This is a genomic window from Pseudomonas sp. R3-18-08 (assembly GCF_003852065.1).
GTDB lineage: Bacteria > Pseudomonadota > Gammaproteobacteria > Pseudomonadales > Pseudomonadaceae > Aquipseudomonas.
The window spans coordinates 671,396-692,683 of record NZ_CP027729.1 but is presented as its reverse complement, the minus strand read 5'-3'; the positions used below and the strand labels follow the sequence as shown (position 1 = coordinate 692,683).

Annotated in this window: 14 protein-coding genes; 4 read left to right on the top strand and 10 right to left on the bottom strand. The window is 61.3% G+C overall.

Features of this window, described 5'->3' with window-relative positions:
* Positions 1-77: 77 nt before the first annotated feature.
* Together pncB and nadE are read left to right on the top strand one after the other, a co-directional pair.
* On the top strand, positions 78-1,292 hold the full coding sequence (gene pncB / locus C4J92_RS03010; RefSeq protein ID WP_124361042.1) for a nicotinate phosphoribosyltransferase: 1,215 nt from the start codon (positions 78-80) through the stop codon (positions 1,290-1,292).
* Positions 1,293-1,295: 3 nt separating this feature from the next.
* Complete coding sequence (nadE, locus tag C4J92_RS03005) at positions 1,296-2,123, top strand: ammonia-dependent NAD(+) synthetase (protein WP_124402907.1); 828 nt, start codon at positions 1,296-1,298, stop codon at positions 2,121-2,123.
* Between the two features lie 126 nt (positions 2,124-2,249).
* On the opposite strand, the gene azu is transcribed toward nadE, so the two are convergent.
* Entirely contained in the window at positions 2,250-2,696 is a 447-nt protein-coding gene (gene azu / locus C4J92_RS03000) for an azurin (protein ID WP_124402906.1), read from the bottom strand.
* A gap of 333 nt (positions 2,697-3,029) precedes the next feature.
* Between azu and C4J92_RS02995 the strand changes: the two genes are divergently transcribed.
* On the top strand, positions 3,030-3,212 hold the full coding sequence (locus C4J92_RS02995) for a hypothetical protein (RefSeq protein WP_057724239.1): 183 nt from the start codon (positions 3,030-3,032) through the stop codon (positions 3,210-3,212).
* Positions 3,213-3,327: 115 nt separating this feature from the next.
* Here C4J92_RS02995 and C4J92_RS02990 read toward each other — a convergent pair whose 3' ends face one another.
* The 6 genes from C4J92_RS02990 to C4J92_RS02965 form a co-directional block, all read right to left on the bottom strand.
* A complete protein-coding gene (locus C4J92_RS02990; RefSeq protein WP_124402905.1) occupies positions 3,328-4,218 on the bottom strand; it encodes a transglutaminase family protein in 891 nt (296 codons plus the stop codon).
* Positions 4,218-6,704, bottom strand: coding sequence for a circularly permuted type 2 ATP-grasp protein (locus C4J92_RS02985; RefSeq protein WP_124402904.1), 2,487 nt, complete (start codon positions 6,702-6,704; stop codon positions 4,218-4,220). The genes C4J92_RS02990 and C4J92_RS02985 overlap by 1 nt, the downstream gene beginning before the upstream one ends.
* 157 nt (positions 6,705-6,861) lie before the next feature.
* Complete coding sequence (locus tag C4J92_RS02980) at positions 6,862-10,152, bottom strand: DUF2126 domain-containing protein (protein ID WP_124402903.1); 3,291 nt, start codon at positions 10,150-10,152, stop codon at positions 6,862-6,864.
* A 187-nt stretch (positions 10,153-10,339) separates the two neighbouring features.
* The gene (locus C4J92_RS02975) at positions 10,340-10,789 is read right to left on the bottom strand and encodes a hypothetical protein (protein ID WP_124402902.1); all 450 of its coding nucleotides are present in this window, start codon (positions 10,787-10,789) and stop codon (positions 10,340-10,342) included.
* Positions 10,786-11,718: an NAD synthetase gene (locus tag C4J92_RS02970; RefSeq protein WP_124402901.1), complete on the bottom strand. Its 933-nt coding sequence runs from the start codon at positions 11,716-11,718 to the stop codon at positions 10,786-10,788. The genes C4J92_RS02975 and C4J92_RS02970 overlap by 4 nt, the downstream gene beginning before the upstream one ends.
* Before the next feature lie 212 nt (positions 11,719-11,930).
* Positions 11,931-14,234 (bottom strand): YgiQ family radical SAM protein, encoded by a 2,304-nt coding sequence (locus tag C4J92_RS02965; protein ID WP_124402900.1) that lies wholly within the window; start codon positions 14,232-14,234, stop codon positions 11,931-11,933.
* Between the two features lie 367 nt (positions 14,235-14,601).
* Here C4J92_RS02965 and C4J92_RS02960 point away from each other — a divergent pair, with 367 nt between their 5' ends.
* Complete coding sequence (locus tag C4J92_RS02960; RefSeq protein WP_256657447.1) at positions 14,602-18,408, top strand: dermonecrotic toxin domain-containing protein; 3,807 nt, start codon at positions 14,602-14,604, stop codon at positions 18,406-18,408.
* A gap of 6 nt (positions 18,409-18,414) precedes the next feature.
* On the opposite strand, the gene dnaB is transcribed toward C4J92_RS02960, so the two are convergent.
* The 3 genes from dnaB to C4J92_RS02945 form a co-directional block, all read right to left on the bottom strand.
* Positions 18,415-19,812, bottom strand: a complete 1,398-nt coding sequence (dnaB, locus tag C4J92_RS02955; protein ID WP_003188079.1) for a replicative DNA helicase — start codon at positions 19,810-19,812, stop codon at positions 18,415-18,417.
* 111 nt (positions 19,813-19,923) lie between these two features.
* Complete coding sequence (gene rplI, locus C4J92_RS02950; protein ID WP_003171376.1) at positions 19,924-20,370, bottom strand: 50S ribosomal protein L9; 447 nt, start codon at positions 20,368-20,370, stop codon at positions 19,924-19,926.
* A gap of 18 nt (positions 20,371-20,388) precedes the next feature.
* Positions 20,389-21,282, bottom strand: a complete 894-nt coding sequence (locus C4J92_RS02945; RefSeq protein ID WP_124361031.1) for a hypothetical protein — start codon at positions 21,280-21,282, stop codon at positions 20,389-20,391.
* Between the last annotated feature and the right edge of the window lie 6 nt (positions 21,283-21,288).

Sequence of the window (21,288 nt, the reverse complement as noted above, 5' to 3'; positions counted from 1 at the left end):
CTATGCGCCACTAGCCCCCTTCCTCAATTGAGCGTAAAGGCCGGCGCCCCTCGCCGACCCGTCTGGAGATTCCCGTTATGAGCGAGAGTGTGTTTGCCGATCGCATCGTGCAGAACCTGCTCGACACCGACTTCTACAAGCTGACCATGATGCAGGCGGTGCTGCACAACTACCCGAACGTGGAAGTTGAATGGGAGTTCCGTTGCCGCAACAGCGAAGACCTGCGCCCTTATCTGGCGGAGATCCGCTACCAGATCGAACGCCTCGCCGAGCTGAGCCTGAGCCCGGACCAATTGGGTTTCCTGGAGCGCATCAGCTTCATGAAGCCGGATTTTTTGCGTTTCCTCGGGCTGTTCCGCTTCAACCTGCGCTACGTGCAGACCGGTATCGAGAACGGCGAGCTGTTTATCCGCCTGCGCGGGCCGTGGCTGCATGTGATCCTGTTTGAAGTGCCGATGCTGGCCATCGTCAGCGAAGTGCGTAACCGCTACCGCTACCAGACCGTGATCCTAGAACAGGCCCGCGAGCAGCTGTACCGCAAGTTCGACTGGCTGACCGCCAACGCCAGCAGCGATGAGCTGTCCGAGTTGCAGGTGGCCGACTTCGGCACGCGTCGGCGCTTCTCGTACCGGGTGCAGGAGGAAGTAGTCAGCGTGCTCAAGCACGACTTCCCCGGGCGTTTTGTCGGCACCAGCAACGTGCACCTGGCCCGCGAGTTCGATATGAAACCGTTGGGCACCATGGCCCATGAGTGGATCATGGCCCACCAACAACTCGGCCCGCGCCTGATCGACAGCCAGATCGCCGCCCTCGATTGCTGGGTCCGCGAATACCGTGGCCTGCTGGGCATCGCCCTGACCGACTGCATCACCACCGACGCGTTCCTCGGCGACTTCGATTTGTACTTCGCCAAGCTGTTCGATGGCCTGCGCCACGACTCCGGCGACCCGGTGCAGTGGGCGGAAAAAGCCATCGCTCATTACCACAAGCTCGGCATCGAGCCGATGAGCAAGACCCTGGTGTTCTCCGACAGTCTGACGCTGCCCAAGGCCCTGGAGATTTTCCGTGCGCTGCGCGGTCGCATCAATGTGAGCTTTGGCATCGGCACCAACCTGACCTGCGATATTCCAGGGGTGGAACCGATGAGCATCGTGCTTAAAATGACCGCCTGCAATGGCCAGCCCGTCGCGAAGATTTCCGATGAAGCGGGCAAGACCCACTGCACCGACCCCAATTTCGTCGCCTATTTGCGTCACGTTTTCAAAGTACCTGCCCTATCCAGCAAGGAGTGAATCATGCAAGCCGTACAGCGTGAGATTGCGCAGCAGCTCAAGGTGCAAGCGCCGTTCAAAGACCAGGCCGCCCTTGAGGCAGAAGTCGCCAGGCGCGTGGCTTTTATCCAGGACTGCCTGCGCAATTCCGGGCTCAAGTCGTTGGTACTGGGCATCAGTGGCGGTGTCGACTCCCTGACCGCAGGCCTCTTGGCCCAGCGCGCCGTGCAGGAACTGCGCGCCAGCAGCGGCGACGAGGCCTTTCGGTTTATCGCCGTGCGCCTGCCCTACGAAACCCAGTTCGACGAACACGAAGCCCAGGCATCGGTGGACTTCATCGAGCCGGACGAGCGCCACACCGTCAACATCGGCCCGGCGGTCAAAGCCCTGGCCAATGAAGTCGCGGCGTTCGAGGGCAAACCGGTGGCCTCCCGCGACTTCGTACTGGGCAACACCAAGGCGCGCATGCGCATGGTCGCGCAGTACACCATCGCGGGCGCGGCCGGTGGGCTGGTGATCGGTACCGACCATGCGGCGGAAGCGGTCATGGGCTTTTTCACCAAGTTCGGTGACGGCGCCTGCGACCTGGCGCCGCTGAGCGGGCTGGTGAAAAACCAGGTGCGGGCGATTGCGCGGCATTTCGGCGCGCCGGAGTCGTTGGTGGAGAAAGTGCCGACCGCCGACCTGGAAGACCTGTCGCCGGGCAAGCCGGACGAAGCGTCACATGGCGTGACCTATGCCGAGATCGATGCATTCCTGCACGGTGAGCCGGTGCGTGAGGAGGCGTTCAGGATTATTTGCGAGACGTACCGCAAGACTGAGCACAAGCGGGTGATGCCCTTTGCGCCTTGAGGTGAGGCAGCTGATTTTGCAGTGACTGCCAAAATGCCATCGGGGGCAAGCCCCCTCCCACACTTTGATTTGTGAATACATTCAAATGTGGGAGGGGGCTTGCCCCCGATGAACGATAACGCGGTGTTACTTCAGAACCACGGCACCTTTCATCATCGAGATGTGGCCGGGGAACGAGCAGAAGAAGCTGTACTTCTCATCGGCTTTCAGCTTGGAGACGTCGAAGGTCACCGAGTCTTTCTCGCCAGCACCAATGATCTTGGTGTGGGCGATGATGCGGTCATCACCGGCTTTCAGATAATCCTTATCGATACCTGCAGCCATACCGTCAGTAGCCACAGTCTGCATGTTGGCTTCAGTGGTCAGCACCCAGTTATGCCCCATCACGTTCTTGGGCAGGTTGCCAGAGTGAGTCAGCTCGACGGTGAACTGCTTGCAGCTCTTGTCGATGGTGATTTCTTTGGTGTTGAACGACATCTGGTCGGTGGAGTCGACAGTGACCTTGCACTCTGCGGCAAGCAACTGGCCGCTAGCCAGAGTCAGCAGGGAAACAGCAACGAGTTTGGCGAACATGTGAATCTCCAAGGCAGGGTTGAATAACGCGTATTGCGACAAGGGTGCCTCATTCAGGCGTGAGTTCTTATGATCTGCATCAACAGATTGTATACAACTTTAGGCTATCAGACTGATCAATACAATCTACCAGCCAACGTCGCGGCAACCGAATATGATCGGCCCAGCCCCCCTTGGAGCCTGAGCCATGCACCTCAATCAACTGTTCCACGGCCTGCTGGCCGCTTACGCCAGCGGTAAGTGAAGGCCAAGCGCGCTGCTAAGCTGCTACCATAGCGACCCAAGGCAGCCGCGCGCCGCCCACCCTCACCTTCGTACCCTAGAGGATCGCCCATGGCCAAACCTAATTACTCCTTCGCCAAACGTCAGAGAGACTTGGCCAAGGAACAGAAGAAAGAGGAAAAGCTGCAACGCAAGAAAGCCGCTGCAGATGAAGAAGCGGGCGCACTGAACCCGGATGCGGAAGGTGAAGTGGCAGCAGACGAGACTGAAACACCGAAAGACCCGGCTGAATAATTGATCGTTCCCACGCTCTGCGTGGGAATGCAGCCTTGGACGTTCCGCGTCCCGGCGCACAGTGACGCTGAGTGTCACCGCAGGCGTTCCCACGCAGAGCGTGGGAACGATCCCGTTACATCAGCGGCATCACCGTCACCCGCACCTCCGGGTCATGGCTCCCTCCTCCCAGGATCACCCCTCGCAACGGCGACACATCGGAAAAATCCCGGCCCCACGCCAGGGTGATGTGCTCCAGCGCCGGCTGCACATTATTCGTTGGATCGAAATCCACCCAGCCCGACTCCGGGCAGAACACCGACACCCATGCGTGCGACGCATCGGCGCCGATCAGCCGTGGCTGGCCGGGCGGTGGCTGGGTCAGCAGGTAGCCGCTGATATAGCGTGCCGCCAGCCCCCGCGAGCGCAGGCAGGCGAGCATCAGGTGGGCGAAGTCCTGGCACACGCCGCGACGGCGCTCCAGCACTTCCACCAGTGGCGTGGCGACCTGAGTGGCTTCGGCATCAAAGGTGAATTCGCTGAAGATCTTGTGCATCAATGCCTGCACGCCTATCAACAAGGGCGCGCCAGGCGGGAAGCAGCTTTCGGAGAATTCGACGAAGGTTTTTTTCAAATGCACGTAAGGCGATTCGAAGCGATAGCGGCAGGCTTCGATCACCTCCAGCGACAGCGGTTGGCTGCTGTAGGTGAGGCTGTCACGGGTGCGGTCCCATGGCGGCGATTGCCGGAAGTCCAACGCGGGTCGCGCCAGCACTTCCACGGTCAGCCCGGCATTGACCAGCAGTTCATCATGGGGCCGCTCGAACGCCACGCGCGTGATCGGGTTGCCGAACACGTCCAGTTCATCGCGGCGTGAAGAAGGCGGCGGGCTGATATCCAGGGTTTGCCAGGTGCAGCGCTGCCACGCACAGGGCCGCGGCCATAAATGCGCCAGCTGCTGGGCCAGGGACACCGGGCTGTCATAGTGGTAATGGGTGTCATGGAAAATCTGGTAGCGCGCGCTCATTACACCGACACCGTTTGCTGGCTGACATCATCCACATGGGCAAAGTGACGCAAGGCCAGGCGATCCGACACTTGCCCGCTCTCATCGGCCACCGCTTGCAGCAGGTCGGCCAGGCCGTCCAACGCGGCGCGCACGCTGGATTCACCGAACAGCGGGTTCTCCAGGCAACCCAGGTCAAAGCGCGCCAACTGCTCCACCAACGGCCCCAGGCCGGTTTCCCGTGGCACGCCGAAATCATCGTTCAAGCGCCGCAAGGTACGGCTCACCAGTTTCAGCTGAAACAGCACCGCATGGGGGTTCTGCTCGTCGAGCAACAGCAGGTCGAGCACCGGAATCAGTTGCGGCACTGCCAGGTAACGCGAGCGGTAGGTGATGCTGCTGTTGCCCAGCTCCAGCAACCACTCCAACCCCGCCTGATCGAATACCGCCACACCGCGCAGGAACGCGGCAAGGCTGCTGCTGAGAAACTGCAGGCGCTCGATACGCCGGCCCATCATCAAGAAGCGCCAGCCTTCATCGCGGGTCATATCGTCCAGGGCAAACCCCGACAGCGCCGCCAGGGACATCACCAGGCGGTTGAGGAAATCCAGCAACTCGCCGAAGTCCGGGGTTTCGCTCTCCAGTTGCAGGGCTTCGCGTTGCAACTCCACCAGGGCCTGCCAGTTTTCCCGGGACAATTTGCCACGCACCTGGGACGCCGCCCACTGCAAACGCTGCAAATTGGCGCGCAGGCTCGACGGCCAGTCATCGCCGAGCAACGCGGCCAGCAAGCGTTCGGGAAGCGCCCCTTCATCCGGCAACAATCGCAGGCTCTCACCCAGCTCCACCGCCGCCTGCAGCGCCAACGGATCGTCACCGTCGACATAGCGCGCCAGCACGATGCGCAGCCAGCGCGCGCTGTCATCGCAGCGCTCGCAATAACGGCCAAACCAAAACAGGTTTTCCACCACGCGTGACGGCAGATACGGATCGCGGCGCACCAGGTCGTGCGCCCCGATCGCGCGCTGGGCGCGCCATTGTTCGCCACCGGGGGCACGCTCGCCGAGTACCCAGGTGTCCTTGCTCGCACCGCCGCGCTGCATCGACACCACTTCGGCGTCGGCGTCGGCGGCCACACGGGTCAAGCCGCCGGGCAGCACGCGGTAGCCGTCGTCACTGGCCACGGCGTACACGCGCATGCCGATGGCACGGTGTTGCAAGTGGTCATCCACGGTATGCCACACCGGCGCCTGGGACAGCTGCGCCAACTCCTGGGCGACGTAAGCGTAAGGCCGCGCGCGCATGCGTTCGGCCAGGGCCTGGCGTTGGTCGGCGTTCAGGTCGCGCCCGAATACCGGGGCAAAACTCTGCGAGGGGAATGCCGGTTTGATCAGCAACTGCGGCAGCTTTTCCAGCGCCTCGGCCAGCACCGGCGCCTCACCGCACCACCAGGTGGCGATGGACGGCAGGATCAGTTGTTCACCAAATAAAAACTCGTTGATCTTCGGCAGGAAACCGAGCAGCCCCGGCGACTCCAGCACGCCGCTGCCCAGGGCATTGGCCACCAGCACATTGCCTTGGCGCACGGCATCGAGCAGGCCGGGTACGCCGAGGGCCGAATCGGTGCGCAGCTCCAAGGGGTCGCAGAAGTCGTCGTCCAGGCGACGCATGATCGCGTTTACGCGGCGCAGGCCACTGAGGGTTTTGAGGAACACCGTGCTGTCGCGCACGGTGAGATCGCCGCCTTCCACCAGCGGGTAACCGAGCTGACGGGCGAGGTAGAGATGTTCGAAATAGCTTTCGTTGAAGCGCCCCGGCGTGAGCAGCACGATCAGCGGCGGCTGGTCATCGCCGGGCGCCTGGCGGGCCAAGGTGTCTTGGAGGGTGCGGAAGAAACCGGTGAGGTGTTGCACCTGCAGGTCACGGTACAAATCCGGAAAGGCGCGGGACACGATGGTACGGTTTTCCAGGGCGTAGCCGGCGCCCGACGGGGCTTGGGTTCGGTCGGCGGTCACCCACCAGCGACCATCCGGCGTGCGGGCCAGGTCTACGGCGAACAGGTGCAGAAAGGTCCCGTCCGGCGGCTGGATACCCTGGCACGGCCAGAGAAAGTTGTTGTGGCCAAAGACCAGTTCGGCGGGCAGCAGGCCTTCTTTGATCAGGCGCTGCGGGCCATAGAGGTCGGCGAGAACGGCATTGAGCAGACGCGCCCGCTGGGCAATACCAGCCGACAGATGCTGCCACTCATCAGCGGCCAGCACATGGGGCAACAGGTCCAGTTCCCACGGACGATCGGCGCCCTTGGGGTCGGCGTAGACGTTGTAAGTCACGCCGTTTTCCTGAATCTGCCGGGTCAGCAATGCCTGGCGCTGGGCCAGTTGGGCCGGCGTGCTGCGTTGCAGGTGGTCGAGCAGGCGCTGCCAATGGGCCCGCACATCGCCGCTGTCATCCAGCAGTTCGTGATAGGTGCCTGGGGTCAGGGGGTAACGGTCGAGCAAATCGGACATGGAACGCTCGGCAGAGGCAAGGGGCTCAGGTTAACTCAACAAACACTGCAAATCCCCTGTGGGAGGGGCTTGCTCCCGATGGCGGTGGATCAGCAACAGATATTCTGACTGACAGACCGCCATCGGGAGCAAGCCCCCTCCCACATTTGGATCGCGTTCAATCATTTTTATTGGGGAAGCGGCGTAAATCCAGGGTCATTGGCAATTCATCGTTCACCACTACAGTTGGCACATCCAGTTTGCCTGGACTATGCCCCAAGCGGAAAAACCGCGCCATCCGCCGGCTCTCGGCTTCATTGGCATTCACCGGCAAGCTGTCGTAATTGCGCCCGCCCGGGTGGGCTACATGATATTGGCAGCCGCCCAGCGAGCGCTGCATCCAGGTGTCCAGCAGGTCGAACACCAACGGCGCATGCACGGCGATGGTCGGTTGCAGGCAGTTGGACGGCTGCCAGGCGCGGTAACGCACGCCGGCGACGAACTCGCCGACGCGGCCGGTGGGCTGCAGCGGCACCGGGATGCCGTTGCAGGTCAGCAGATAGCGTTGCGCCGGCAAGCCGCTTAATTTCACCTGCAGGCGTTCCAGGGACGAATCCACATAACGCACCGTGCCGCCCACCGCGCCCTCCTCGCCCAGCACATGCCAGGGTTCCAGGGCCTGGCGCAGTTCCAGTTCGATGCCACTGACGGCATAGTCGCCGACCTTGGGGAATCGGAATTCCAGGTGCGCGGCAAACCACTCGGCGCGCAGCGGATAACCGGCGGCGTTGAGCTCGACGATCACATCCGCGAAATCCTGTTCGATAAAGTGCGGCAGCAAATAGCGGTCATGCAGTTCGGTGCCCCAGCGCGCCAGCTTCGGTGGCGCGTAAGGTTCACGCCAGAAACGCGCGACCAGCGCCCGCAACAGCAACTGCTGGGTGAGGCTCATGCGCGCATGGGGCGGCATTTCAAATGCGCGCAGTTCCAACAGGCCCAGACGGCCGGTGGCGCCGTCGGGGGAATAGAGCTTGTCGATGCAGAACTCGGCACGATGGGTATTGCCCGTCACGTCGATCAGCAGGTTGCGCAGCAGCCGGTCGACCAGCCAGGGCGGGCATTCTTCGCCCGGCGCGGGCATTTGCGCAAAGGCGATTTCCAGCTCATACAGTGCGTCGTTGCGCGCTTCATCCACCCGTGGCGCCTGGGACGTCGGGCCGATAAACAGGCCGGAAAACAGATAGGACAACGATGGATGGTTGTGCCAGTAACTGATCAGGCTGCGCAGCAGGTCGGGCCGGCGCAGGAACGGTGAGTCCTTGGGTGTCGCGCCGCCCAACACGAAATGGTTGCCGCCGCCGGTGCCGGTGTGGCGGCCGTCGATCATGAATTTTTCCGTGGTCAGGCGGGTTTGCCGCGCCTCTTCGTAAAGAAACTCGGTGCGTTCCACCAACTCGTCCCAGGTGGCGGACGGCTGCACGTTGACCTCGATCACGCCAGGGTCCGGCGTGACGCGAAAGTTGCTCAGGCGCGTATCGGCCGGCGGCTCATAGCCCTCCAGCAACACCGGACAATGCAGTTCTTCAGCGGTGGCCTCGATGGCCGTCACCAACTCCAGATAGTCTTCCACGCGCTCCAGCGGCGGCATGAACAGATAGAGGCGCCCTTCCCGTGCTTCGGCACACAGCGCGGTGCGGGTCAGCCAGTCGGCGGATTCATCCAGCTGTGGCTCACGCTCCTCACTCGGCGCGGGCTCGCCATGGCTTTGCAATTGCGCGGTGCTGGGCAGTTGCGGTTGATCCTGATTCGGGTCGGTCGGATGCACGAACGGATATTCCGCCGCCGTCACCCAGGGCTGCGAGGCCAACGGCAGCCGATAACCCAACGGCGAATCGCCGGGCACCAGGCGACAGTGATCGTCGCGCAGGTACCAGCGCCCGCTCTGCCAGCGATCATTGGCGGCAGTGCGCGCCAGCGGCAGCACCTGGCCGATGATTTTATCCAGGCCTTGGCCGAAGACTTTTCGCAGGCGTTCGCGCTCCAGATCGTCACTCAGGCGCGGGTCCTGGGCGCTGACGTTTTGCGGTAGCGCACCTTCGCGCCAAAGGTAATAGAAGTTGTCTTCGAACGCCGGAAACACAAAGTGCGCCGGCAGCTTGAGGCGTTCGGCGACGCTGGCCAGGAAGCGCCCGGCCAACGGGCCATCCGCGCCATAGTCTGCTTGCTCATCGGCGATCAGCGCACTGTTGTGCCAGATCGGCACCCCATCGCGGCGCCAGTAGCAGTTAAGCGACCAGCGCGGCAATTGCTCGCCGGGATACCACTTGCCCTGGCCGAAGTGCACCAGGCCCTGCGGCGCGTAGTGCTTGCGCAGGCGCTGGAACAGTTCAGCGGACAGGCGGCGTTTGTCCGGCCCCAGGGCGGCGGTGTTCCACTCGGCGCCGTCGGGGTCGTCGATGGAGACGAATGTCGGTTCGCCGCCCATGGTCAGGCGCACATCGTCCCTGAGCAGGTCACCATCGATCTGCCGACCCAGGGCCTGGATCGCCAGCCACTGCTCTTCGGTGTAGGGCTTGGTGACCCTCGGGGCCTCCCAAATCCGCTCTACCGACATTTCGTGGGTGAATTCGCACTCGCACGGTTCCACCAGCCCACTGATTGGTGCGGCGGACGACGGATCTGGACTACAGGCCAACGGGATATGCCCCTCACCGGCGAACAGCCCGGAGGTGGCATCCAGGCCGATCCAGCCAGCGCCGGGTAGATACACCTCGCACCAGGCGTGCAGGTCGGTGAAGTCCACTTCGGTACCGGAGGGGCCATCCAGGGCTTTGACGTCGGCGGTGAGCTGGATCAGGTAGCCAGAGACAAACCGCGCCGCCAGCCCCAGGTTGCGCAGCAGTTGCACCAGCAGCCAGGCCGAATCGCGGCACGAGCCCGAGGCGTTTTCCAGGGTGAATTCCGGGGTTTGCACGCCCGGTTCCATGCGGATCAGGTAGCCGATATCGGCGGCCAGGCGCTGGTTGAGCCCGACCAGGAAATCCACGGCCGGCAACGGCGTACGGTCGATACCGGCCAGGTAGGCGGCAAACCTCGGCGTCAGCGGCAAGGTTTCCAGGTAGGGCGCCAGCTCGCGCTGCTCATCGGCGGCGTAGCTGAAAGGGATGTTCTCGGCGTAGGGCTCGAGGAAAAAGTCGAAAGGGTTGAATACCGCCATCTCGGCGACCAGATCGACTTCGATGCGCAGTTGGTCAGTCTTTTCCGGAAACACCAAACGCGCCAGGTAGTTGCCCTGGGGGTCCTGCTGCCAGTTGATGAAATGCTGCTCGGGCAGCACTTTCAGCGCATAGGACAAAATCCGCGTGCGGCTGTGGGCAGCCGGGCGCAAGCGCACAATCTGCGGGCCGAGTTCGACTGCGCGGTCGTAGCGGTAATGCGTAACGTGGTGCAACGCGACATGAATCGACACGGCGGCCTCCTGCGAGCCAGGGCATGGGCACAACGCGCGCAAGACTTATGCCAGAGCGGCAGTCATTGCGCTTAATCGTGGGACCCGGTGCAGTACAGCACCAAAACAACGCCATCGTACGTTCCGTGGTGCGACCGCCGCACATATTTGTGGCGAACCCTTGGAGGGAGGTGGCGAATCTACCCAGTCATGGGGCCTTGTGCCTGGCGCCGAGGGCTTGGCGCAGGTGGCGAATTTCAAGTAGCCGCTGACGCATTTCGCGATGGCGCTTGCTGTTGAGCAACAGCAACCCCAGCAGAGGGAATAACACCGCCGAGCCGTACACCAGGCGATTGAGGTCGTACTGAATCATCGGCAAGACGAACAACAGGCATGCGCCGAGGTATCCCGCCACCAGCCTGGCCGCCCAGGGATAGCCACGCGCGATCATCACGTTGCCAAACACCAGCACCGCCACCAGCAGCAGGATCGCAGCCCCGGAATAATTGGACTTGAGCGCTGGCTCTACCCCACGCAAATAGGTCACGCCCGCCGTGGAAACGGCAACTGAGCCGGAGAAGATCGCCATGAAAACAGTCCCCATGAACACCGGAAAATAACGGGCGAGAAAACTGCGCATATCGGGGAAGCCGCTCATTCGGTCAAATCCTCGTACAAGCCAATCGCAATGGTGCTGGCCGTACCGACATGCCCTGTTCGATAGCTACCGGTGATACCCAATAGGCCGCCCAGCGCATCTTTCAATTGGGTCAGGGTGGCGTGACGGATTTCGGTGGAGCTGTAGCTCTTGGTCAGCTTGCCGGCGCGCTGCTGCAGCTTGAGTAACTTGGGCGTCAGGCTCGGATCGCGCAGGCTGAGCAACTCCCTGGTCAACTTCTTGCGCTCCTGACGGCTCAGGCCCTTGAGCAGTTCATACCAACTCTTACCCAACGCGGCGGCCTTGTTGGCCTTGAGCAGCCTAACCGTGGTCAAGGCCCCCGTGCCGATACCCACCAGCGAGGCCGCATCGAGGATGGGTGAAACCGCGCCATACCATTCGGCGTCGTCCATGCGGTCGTTGGCATCTGGATCAAGCACTTCGTTATAGGTACGCGCAACACCAAACCCGCATTGGGCGCTGCTGGCCAGCGCTGCCGTAATGCCAATGCCCACGACAAAAGCGCTGGCACCGGCTGTGAACGGAACGGCGACGCTGCCGCTGAACACCACGATCCAACCGATCACCGCTGCGCCGCAGGAAAGACCCATATCAAATGCCTCCTTCTGGAGGCGCCCTTCACGGGGATCTGTCTTCACCTGTTCCACAAACTGGGCAGGCGAAATGTACTTCTGCGCCTCGCGTAAAATGATGCGCTTGGGCTTGATACTGCAAATCGGCTTGAATTCGCGCAGGGTGACCACATTAAGGTCGGCGTCGATATAGACGACGCCAGCGCCGACGATCCCGGGGTCGCCATCGATGGCTGCAAACAGGCGCGGCAGGTTGATCTGGCTCTCAATACGCTGGCGCGCCATGAACTGGGAGCGGTTGGAGTCCATGCCGATGGTGAGCAGGGGGTTGCTCATGGGGCGTTCTTCCTTGGTTTGGGTGGGGACTGGACGGGCGCTATCGGGAGCAAGCCCCCTCCCACATTTTGAATGTATTCACAGGTCAGAATGTGGGAGGGGGCTTGCTCCCGATAGGGATCCAATGCCCGCCACCTTACCAAACAGGCTCACCACCGGCCAGAAAGCAAAACGCCAGCACGAGGCTGGCGTTTTGCATATTCACGCTGCAATCAACGCGGCACAACCGGCTTACGCGCAGGCTTGCCGCCTTTGCCCTTCGCCGCATCGGTACGTTCCTTCGCCGCCTGCTTGTTTCGCGCCTGGGCCGCTGCCTTGGCTTGTTCACGCTTGTCCCACGGGTTGCTGCCGTCGCTGCCACGGGGTGGCAGGCCGGTGTGCTGGGTGAGGATTTTGGTGGTGGCTTCCTTGGCGACCTTGTGGCTGCCGGCCGGCGTCGAGTTCTTGCGACGGGCGCTCTGGTAGCTGTCGGTGGACGGCTGGTGCAGCGGGATCAGTTGGTCCTTGCCCGGCCCGATCAGGTCGGCGCGACCCATGCGGGTCAGCGCTTCACGCAGCATCGGCCAGCCTTTCGGGTCGTGGTAGCGCAGGAACGCCTTGTGCAGACGGCGCTGCTCTTCGCTCTTGACGATGGTCACCGCGTCGCTCTTGTAGGTGACCTTGCGCAGCGGGTTCTTGCCCGAGTGGTACATCGCGGTGGCGGTGGCCATAGGCGACGGGTAGAACGCCTGCACCTGGTCGGCGCGGAAGCCGTTGCCCTTGAGCCACAGGGCCAGGTTCATCATGTCTTCATCGGTGGTGCCGGGGTGGGCGGCGATGAAGTACGGGATCAGGTACTGTTCCTTGCCGGCTTCCTTGGTGTACTTCTCGAACATGCGCTTGAACTTGTCATAGCTGCCGATGCCCGGTTTCATCATCTGGTTGAGCGGACCTTCCTCGGTGTGTTCCGGGGCGATCTTCAGGTAGCCGCCAACGTGGTGGGTGACCAGCTCTTTCACATATTCCGGCGACTCGACGGCCAGGTCATAGCGCAGGCCGGAGGCAATCAGGATTTTCTTCACACCCGGCAACGCACGGGCGCTGCGGTACAGCTGGATCAAGGAGGAGTGGTCGGTGTTCAGGTTCGGGCAGATGCCGGGGAACACGCACGACGGCTTGCGGCACGCGGATTCGATTTCCGGGCTCTTGCAGGCGATGCGGTACATGTTTGCGGTCGGGCCGCCGAGGTCGGAAATCACCCCGGTAAAGCCCGGCACCTTGTCGCGGATCTCTTCGATTTCGCGAATGATCGACTCTTCGGAACGGTTCTGGATGATGCGGCCTTCGTGCTCGGTGATCGAGCAGAAGGTGCAGCCGCCGAAGCAGCCACGCATGATATTCACCGAGAAACGGATCATGTCGTAGGCCGGAATCTTCTCCTTGCCATACGCCGGGTGCGGTACGCGGGCGTACGGCATGCCGAACACGTAGTCCATTTCTTCAGTGGTCATGGGAATGGGCGGCGGGTTGAACCACACGTCTACTTCACCGTGCTTCTGCACCAGGGCGCGGGCGTTGCCCGGGTTGGTTTCCAGGTGCAATACGCGGTTGGCGTGAGCATAGAGCACCGCGTCGCCACGGACTTTTTCCACCGACGGCAGGCGGATCACGGTCTTGTCGCGGGTCATGCGCGGGCTGGCCAGGATCTGCACGACCTTGGCTTCTTCCGGATCGTCGACAGGGCCTTTCTCTTGCTCGATAGCGCAAGCCTGGGTGTCCTGGGTATTGACGTACGGGTTGATGATCTTGTCGACCTTGCCCGGACGGTCGATGCGCGTGGAGTCCACTTCGTACCAGCCGGCCGGGGTGTCGCGGCGGATGAACGCGGTGCCGCGCACATCGGTGATGTCTTCGATCTTGTGGCCCCACGACAGGCGCTGGGCGACTTCGACAATCGCGCGCTCGGCGTTGCCGTACAGCAGGATATCGGCGGTGGCGTCGATCAGGATCGAGTTGCGCACGCGGTCCTGCCAGTAGTCATAGTGAGCGATGCGGCGCAGGGACGCTTCGATGCCGCCGAGCACGATCGGCACGTTCTTGTAGGCCTCCTTGCAGCGCTGGCTGTACACCAGGCTGGCGCGGTCCGGGCGTTTGCCGGCCATGCCGCCTGGGGTGTAGGCGTCGTCGGAACGGATTTTCTTGTCGGCGGTGTAGCGGTTGATCATCGAGTCCATGTTGCCGGCCGCGACGCCGAAAAACAGGTTCGGCTCGCCGAGCTTCATGAAGTCGTCTTTGGACTGCCAGTTCGGCTGGGCAATGATCCCGACGCGAAAGCCCTGGGACTCCAACAGCCGGCCGATGATCGCCATGCCGAACGACGGATGGTCAACGTAGGCATCACCGGTGACGATGATGATGTCGCATGAATCCCAGCCAAGCTGATCCATCTCCTCCCTGCTCATCGGCAGGAATGGCGCAGGACCGAAACATTCGGCCCAGTACTTGGGATAGTCAAATAACGGCTTGGCTGTTTGCATGACGGTGACCGGTGTTGAGATGAAAAATCGCGGGCGCGGAATATAGCACAAATTTTGACCAATTCCGACGATAGCGGTCGGCTTTTAAGCCATAGGCTCGCGGGCCGGCAAACTAAGCTCCTTTATAAAAGGCACTGGGGCTAATCCGCTAACCGTTGATCGAAAATTCCATGGGTAATCTGCGGCAGGTCAATCATCACTCCGGATGGCCTAGCCCATGAGCAGTCCCTTGCCACAATCGCCCCACAAGGCATTTATCAAATCCAACTTACCAGCCTGGCTGACCCAGGCGCCGGCTTCGCAGCTCGCCGATTTTCGCCGCGACCTGATCAGCAGCAATCAGGCCAGGCACGACCTCAAGGCCCTGATGGATGAACTGCAGAACCCCGAGGAGTTTGCCCGGCCTTTGTTACGCCAGACCCTGCGAACCGAGTTTTTCGGTTTGCAGGACGACGAGAACGCCATCTTGTCCCGTGAATGGAAAAACCATCATCTGCTGGGCCTGATCCGTACACACGCCCGCACCACCCGGCAGACGCTGCTGGAAGCGGCCCTGCAGAATTTCGAAGCGACCGAAGCCGAGACCGGCGGCATGGAAACCGGCACCGCCATTTACAATCCCGGCCCCACCGGCGAAGTGCTGAGCATTATTGCTGCGACACGCTTCGCCAGCGTCTGCCGCAATCTGGATATCGGCAGCCAGTACCTCGCGCATATCGATAACGTGCTTGAACCCGCGCCCAACTCCGGCACGTCCCGTACCGCCGCCGAGGTCCTGCAACTCTTGTCCAGTCAAGAGCAGCTTGCCTTTGGGGTCGCACTGCATATCGCCTACCTGCAGAAGGCGTTCACTACCTGGCAGTTTCTGCAGCTGCGCAGCCTCCAGACCACTGGAAATAACATCGACATACGGTGCAGCCTTTTGACCCTCCAGGATGTTGTTCTGCCCAATGTCATGGTGATTCAGGCGTCGGCGATCGGGCTGCCGATGGTTCTCTACACACCCCAGGACCCCAGCGCGGCGTTTCGCCTGCATCCAACCTGGGAGGATCTCCACCACGGCCTGGCCGAACGCCTGGAACAGCCGCAGTACCTGGCTTTTTTCACTCGTCTGGTACCGCTGCAACATCAGGGCAGCCTGTTGCATTTGGCCCCGCGACCGTCGCCGAGTGCGCGCCCGAACCTGGAGAGCAGGCTCAACCTGACCCCGGTCCGTACGCATGTGTTTCAGGACATGGCTACGCAACGCATCATCCAGATCAGGAATGACGCGCGCATCCTGGCCGTGCCCACTGCCGATGTCGACCTGATGAGCCGGCAAAAGCGTCTGCAGGGCTATCTGGAACTAGGTAAGTCACTGTTGTTTTTTGCCGCGTCATTCATTCCAATCGTCGGTGAAGTGCTGTTGGCCGTCAGCGCCTTGCAGTTGCTCAATACCGTCTATGACGGCTTCGCCGCCTGGAGCCGCGGCGATAGCGAAGAGGCCTTGAACGACTTTCTCGACGCGGTGGACGACGTCGCGATGGCTGTCGCCACCGCAGGCGTGATCAAGACCGCCGGCTTCGGTGTAAAACTGCTGAAAGTGCACGTGGCCAACAAGGGCTTGCGCCTGTGGAACCCCGACCTGACCCCCTATCGGCATCCCAAGATGCTGCCCGACAGCCTGGTCGCGGATAAACAAGGTTTGTATGAACACGCGCAGCGGTATTACCTGAAGCTCGATGATCAGGTTCATGCCTTGCAACGGGCGCCCGATAGCCAGCAATGGCAGTTGTCCCACCCCACCGACCCCGACGCCTACGCGCCGCCCGTGCGGGGCAACTCTGTCGGCGGATGGCGCGTCGAGCATGAGACCCCCGCCGACTGGGACGACCTCAAGCTGATCCAACGCCTGGGCCCTGACGGAGCCACGATCAAACAGCCCGCCGTTGAGCCGATCCTCCTGCTCGGCGGCATGGACAGCGCCGGCCTGCGCGAGCTCCATCAGGACATGCTGAGGCCGCCGCCGTTGCTGCGGGACACGATCAAGCACTTCAACCTGGACCAGGAGATCGCCGACTTCAACCTCGATCGCGCCGAAGGCACTAAGGTCACACCGCAGTCCCCCTTCATCCAGTTCCACCTGGTGTGTGCATTGCCGGAATGGCCTGCGACCCGGCGGCTGAAAATCGTCGACGAACGGCAACAGGTACTGATCAGCCACGGTAGCGGCGCCAACGCGATCGAGGTGAGCGCTTCACGCTTCAGAAAAGGCGAACTGCTGCATGCACTGGAGGAGCAGATGCCGCGGGAAGAATTCAATCAATTGCTACCTGCGCTGTACATCGACTATTTCACCCCGGTCGAAAACCTTGCCTTACGCCTGCAGGAAAGCGTTCCGGCACAACGCCAGCGCCTGTTTTCGTTGCTCGATAGCCACGGCGAGGAACCCGTCAGCCAAGTTGAACAGGACCTTCGCCCAACCATGCCCGAACTGTCCAAGCGTCACCTTGAAGAAATGGAAACCACCCTCAGCCCGCAGGAACGGCAACGCCTGCACCAGGAGAAAAAACTGCCGTCAACACAAGAGTGGGAAGCCACCCAATACAGCGACGTGGCGCGCAGCGCACGCATCCACAAAGGCATTTTTCTCGATTCGATGAGCAGTAACGAGAGCGTGCCACTGGTGCTGCACACTCTGGAACAGTTGCCAGGCTGGCCAGGCGCACGCCGCATCGAAGTGTACGAGAATGATAACAGCGGCCCGCTGCTGGGACATATTGGCAGCGAACAGGACAGTGTGCGTCACATCCTGATCCGCCAGGGCGAACAGTACGCCGTGCAGGACGCCGAGGCGACAGAGCTGCATGCACCGAGCACGCTGTTCAGCGCGCTGGAACATACGCTGACCGAGGCCGAGCGCAGCGTGCTTTTGCGTGGGTCGAATGCAGGCACGCTCAAACAAGCCATCCACCAGCATAGCCTGGCAATGATCGCCAAACCGCCGCTGCCGCCGCTCGCCCGGCTAGCCCCAACGGCGCCAGTGCAGACCCTCGGTATTGCGCTTGATCCACTGTTCGCCACGCAAACCGCCCCGGCAGGCCTGACGCTGCGCGCTGATGGTATCCATCAGTCAGCCCCGCTGCCCAACGGTGGCTATCACTATTACGTCCTGGAGGGCGGGAACTACTTTCAGGTCAAAGCCGAAGGGCAGAAATGGCGACTGATCGATGCCCGCAGCCCGTTCAGGGCTTACCGGCCCTATCTGCGCGCAAAAACCGCCGGTGGCTGGGATATCGATCCGAGCAGCCAGGGGTTGATGGGTGGCATGCAAGCGGCTGCTTCGCCGTCGGGCGAGCTGATGGAGCTCAGCGACGAGTTTGAGTCGGCGCACTCATCCAGCGAATACGACTCAGCAGAAGAAGGCACGGTCAACAGCCTGTATACGCCGAAGGAGATGGAGACCATGCGGTCCACACGAAGCTATCAACACAGCCAGAACTATCGACGCATTTATGATCGCGCCAACAATGGCCGCTACCCCCTGCGCGATTTAACAGGTCGCCCATTGCGGATCAGAAGCATACAAATCCGCAGCAAATCGCTCACGTCCGATCAAACTTTCAGCAAGGAGCTGATCCTGCCTTTTTTGCAGTGGGAAGGGTATGAACGGGTTGCACGCCTCTATGAAGACAAACTAGAAGTGACACCCTTCACCGCGGCCCACCAAAAGTGTGTGCAGGAGGCAGTGATGATCGGCGAGCAGACCGTCATAAGCAGGAAGCCGTTGATAAAAGGTGAGGCGCTCGGCGTCTATGGCGGGGAACTGGTGCCGTATTATGTGGCGGCTTATCGGCAGGATCCCTATTTGATCGACGTCAAACCTTTTGAACCCATTCCCGCTGCACCACAGCCGGTCATTTTGTCGGGTGACAACGTACTTTCGCGAATAAATACGATTTTTGAGTACGAAGCAAATCTGCCGATCAGGCAGGCATCCACGGGCTATAACGTAGAGGTTGCGCGGTTCAACGTCACGACACAGATTGCTGAGCAACCCAGGGAGAACTTTTTCCTCAGTGCATTCTTTGCCAGTGAAGATATCCCTGCCGGTGCCGAGTTGCGTTGGAATTACCAATACAACGAGCCCACGGTGAGGGCGCTGTTCGGTGCGCTCCCTCAGGCAAACGCCTGAAGCCGATTACTCATCGTCATCGAAGTTGTAGCTGCCCGGCGCAAGGTTCTCAAAGCGTGTGTACTTACCGATGAACGCCAGGCGGATAAAGCCGATCGGCCCGTTCCGCTGCTTGCCGATGATGATTTCGGCAATGCCTTTGTGCTCGGTTTCGGGGTGATACACCTCGTCGCGGTACACGAACATGATCACGTCGGCATCCTGCTCGATCGCGCCGGATTCACGCAAGTCGGAGTTCACCGGACGTTTGTTGGGACGTTGCTCCAGGGAACGGTTGAGCTGGGACAGCGCCACTACCGGGCAGTTGAATTCCTTGGCCAGGGCCTTGAGGGACCGAGAGATTTCGGAAATCTCGTTGGTGCGGTTGTCGCCGCTGGAACCCGGAATCTGCATCAACTGCAGGTAGTCGATCATGATCAACGCAATGTCGCCGTGTTCACGCACCAGGCGACGGGTGCGCGCGCGCATTTCGGACGGGCTGATACCGGCAGTGTCATCGATGAACAGCTTACGGTCGTTGAGCAGGTTGACCGCCGAGGTCAGGCGCGGCCAATCGTCATCCTCGAGCTGGCCGGAACGCACTTTGGTCTGGTCGATACGGCCGAGTGACGAAAGCATACGCATGATCAGCGATTCGCCTGGCATCTCGAGGGAGTACACCAGCACCGCCTTGTCACTGCGCAGTACGGCGTTTTCCACCAGGTTCATCGCAAAGGTGGTCTTGCCCATCGACGGACGGCCGGCCACGATGATCAAGTCGGACGGCTGCAGGCCGCTGGTCTTCTCGTCGAGGTCGGTGTAGCCGGTGGAAATACCGGTAATCGCGGCATCGGTGTTGAACAAGGTGTCGATGCGGTCGATGGCCTTGGTCAGCAGGTCGTTGACGCTGACCGGGCCGCCGGTTTTCGGGCGGGCTTCGGCGATCTGGAAGATCTGGCGCTCGGCTTCGTCGAGGATCTCGGCGGCGGTTCGGCCTTCGGGGTTGAAGGCGCTGTCGGCGATTTCAGTGCTGATGCCGATCAACTGGCGCAGGGTGGCGCGCTCGCGGACGATCTGCGCATAGGCTTTGATGTTGGCGACGGACGGCGTGTTTTTCGCCAGTTCGCCGAGGTAACCCAGGCCGCCGACTTGGGAGGTCTGGCCTTCCTTGTCCAGTTGCTCGGCCAGGGTCACCACGTCGATCGGTGAGTTCTGGTCGGCCAGCTTGGCGATGGCACGGAAGATCAGGCGGTGGTCATGACGATAGAAATCCCCGTCCGAGACTTGATCCAGCACGCGTTCCCAGGCGTTGTTGTCCAGCATCAAGCCACCGAGCACGGCCTGTTCGGCCTCGATGGAATGCGGCGGCACCTTCAGGGCAGCGGTTTGCAGATCGTATTGCTCAGGAGCGGAGATTTCGTTCATGGCCACTTGGAATTTAGGGGTGTGTAGAAAAACAAAAGGCACGACCTGTAAACAGGATCGTGCCCGATGTTAACCGGCTGACACGCGAGGTGCCAGTCAGTTAGGTGCGGCTTAAGCTGCTACCACGACAACGCGTACGGTGGCTTCAACTTCGGCGTGCAGGTGCACGGCTACGTCGAATTCGCCTACGTTGCGGATGGTGCCGTTCGGCAGGCGAACTTCGCTCTTCTGCACTTCAACGCCGGAGGCGGTCAGTGCATCAGCGATGTCGTGGGTGCCGATCGAACCGAACAGCTTGCCTTCGTCACCGGCGGTGGCAGTGATAGTCACTTCCAGCTCAGCCAGTTGGGCAGCGCGAGTTTCGGCCGAAGCTTTTTTGTCTGCTGCTGCTTTTTCCAGCTCAGCACGACGCTCTTCAAACGCAGCCAGGTTGGCAGCGGTTGCAGCGGTGGCTTTGCCGTATGGCAGCAGGTAGTTACGACCGTAGCCGGCCTTAACGTTCACTTTGTCGCCCAGGTTGCCCAGGTTGGCGACTTTTTCCAGAAGGATCAGTTGCATGTGAAAATCCTCTAACTTTTAACCTTCACCGTTCGCGCTATCGGCATCTTTCGACGCCAGACGTCCGCGAAAATCAATCAGGCCGTCGACAATGGCCAAAACCACGAGTAACGGATAGATCAGCTGCATGAACAGCAACAGCGTGACGTACAACCCCACCAGCCAGAACCTGGCCAGGCGCTTGCGCGCAACCAGCCCATGAATCAGGGCCAGCCCGGCAAACACCAGCGGTACGCTGCAAATCGGCGCCAACAAGGCCATCTGTGGACCGAAGTTCGGCCCGACAACCATGCACGCCAGCAGCAACATCGCCGGCCCCGCAGGAATTCTGATACTGCGAAACTCGCGACCAAAACCACCCGGGTTGTACAACAACGCCTGCCAATAACGCCCAAGAATCAGGCTCAGCACGCTGACAACCTGCAACAAAGCCGCAATCAGGCCGGTCAGGACCGGCGCAATCAGTGACGCAAACCGCGCTCGCTCATCTACCGATAATTGCTGGTAGAGATCCCCGAGGGCCAGCGGCAGGATCTTGACGATTTCCTGCGCCAGCGCCTCGATTTGCGGGCGGAAAGCCGCGCCAAGCATCACTGAGTACACCAACCCCAATGCCACGCTGACCAGCAGCGTGCGGACCCAGGACTCACTTGCGCGTAAAACCAACGCAAGGCTCGATGACCCCAGCAGTACCAGAAGTACCCGTGGATCACCCATTTGCAGCCACCAGATCAAGGCCGGCAACAAACCCAGGGCAAGAACGCCAAGAGCGTCCTTCAAACCGCGCCGCAGGAGCACAAGGCAACCTGCGGCAGCACCCAACCAATAAAGCAACGGCAATGCCGCACAGCCAGCCACTACCAGAGTGGCCTGCATACGACCGCGCATGATGAACTCAGCTAAGGCGCGCATGCATTC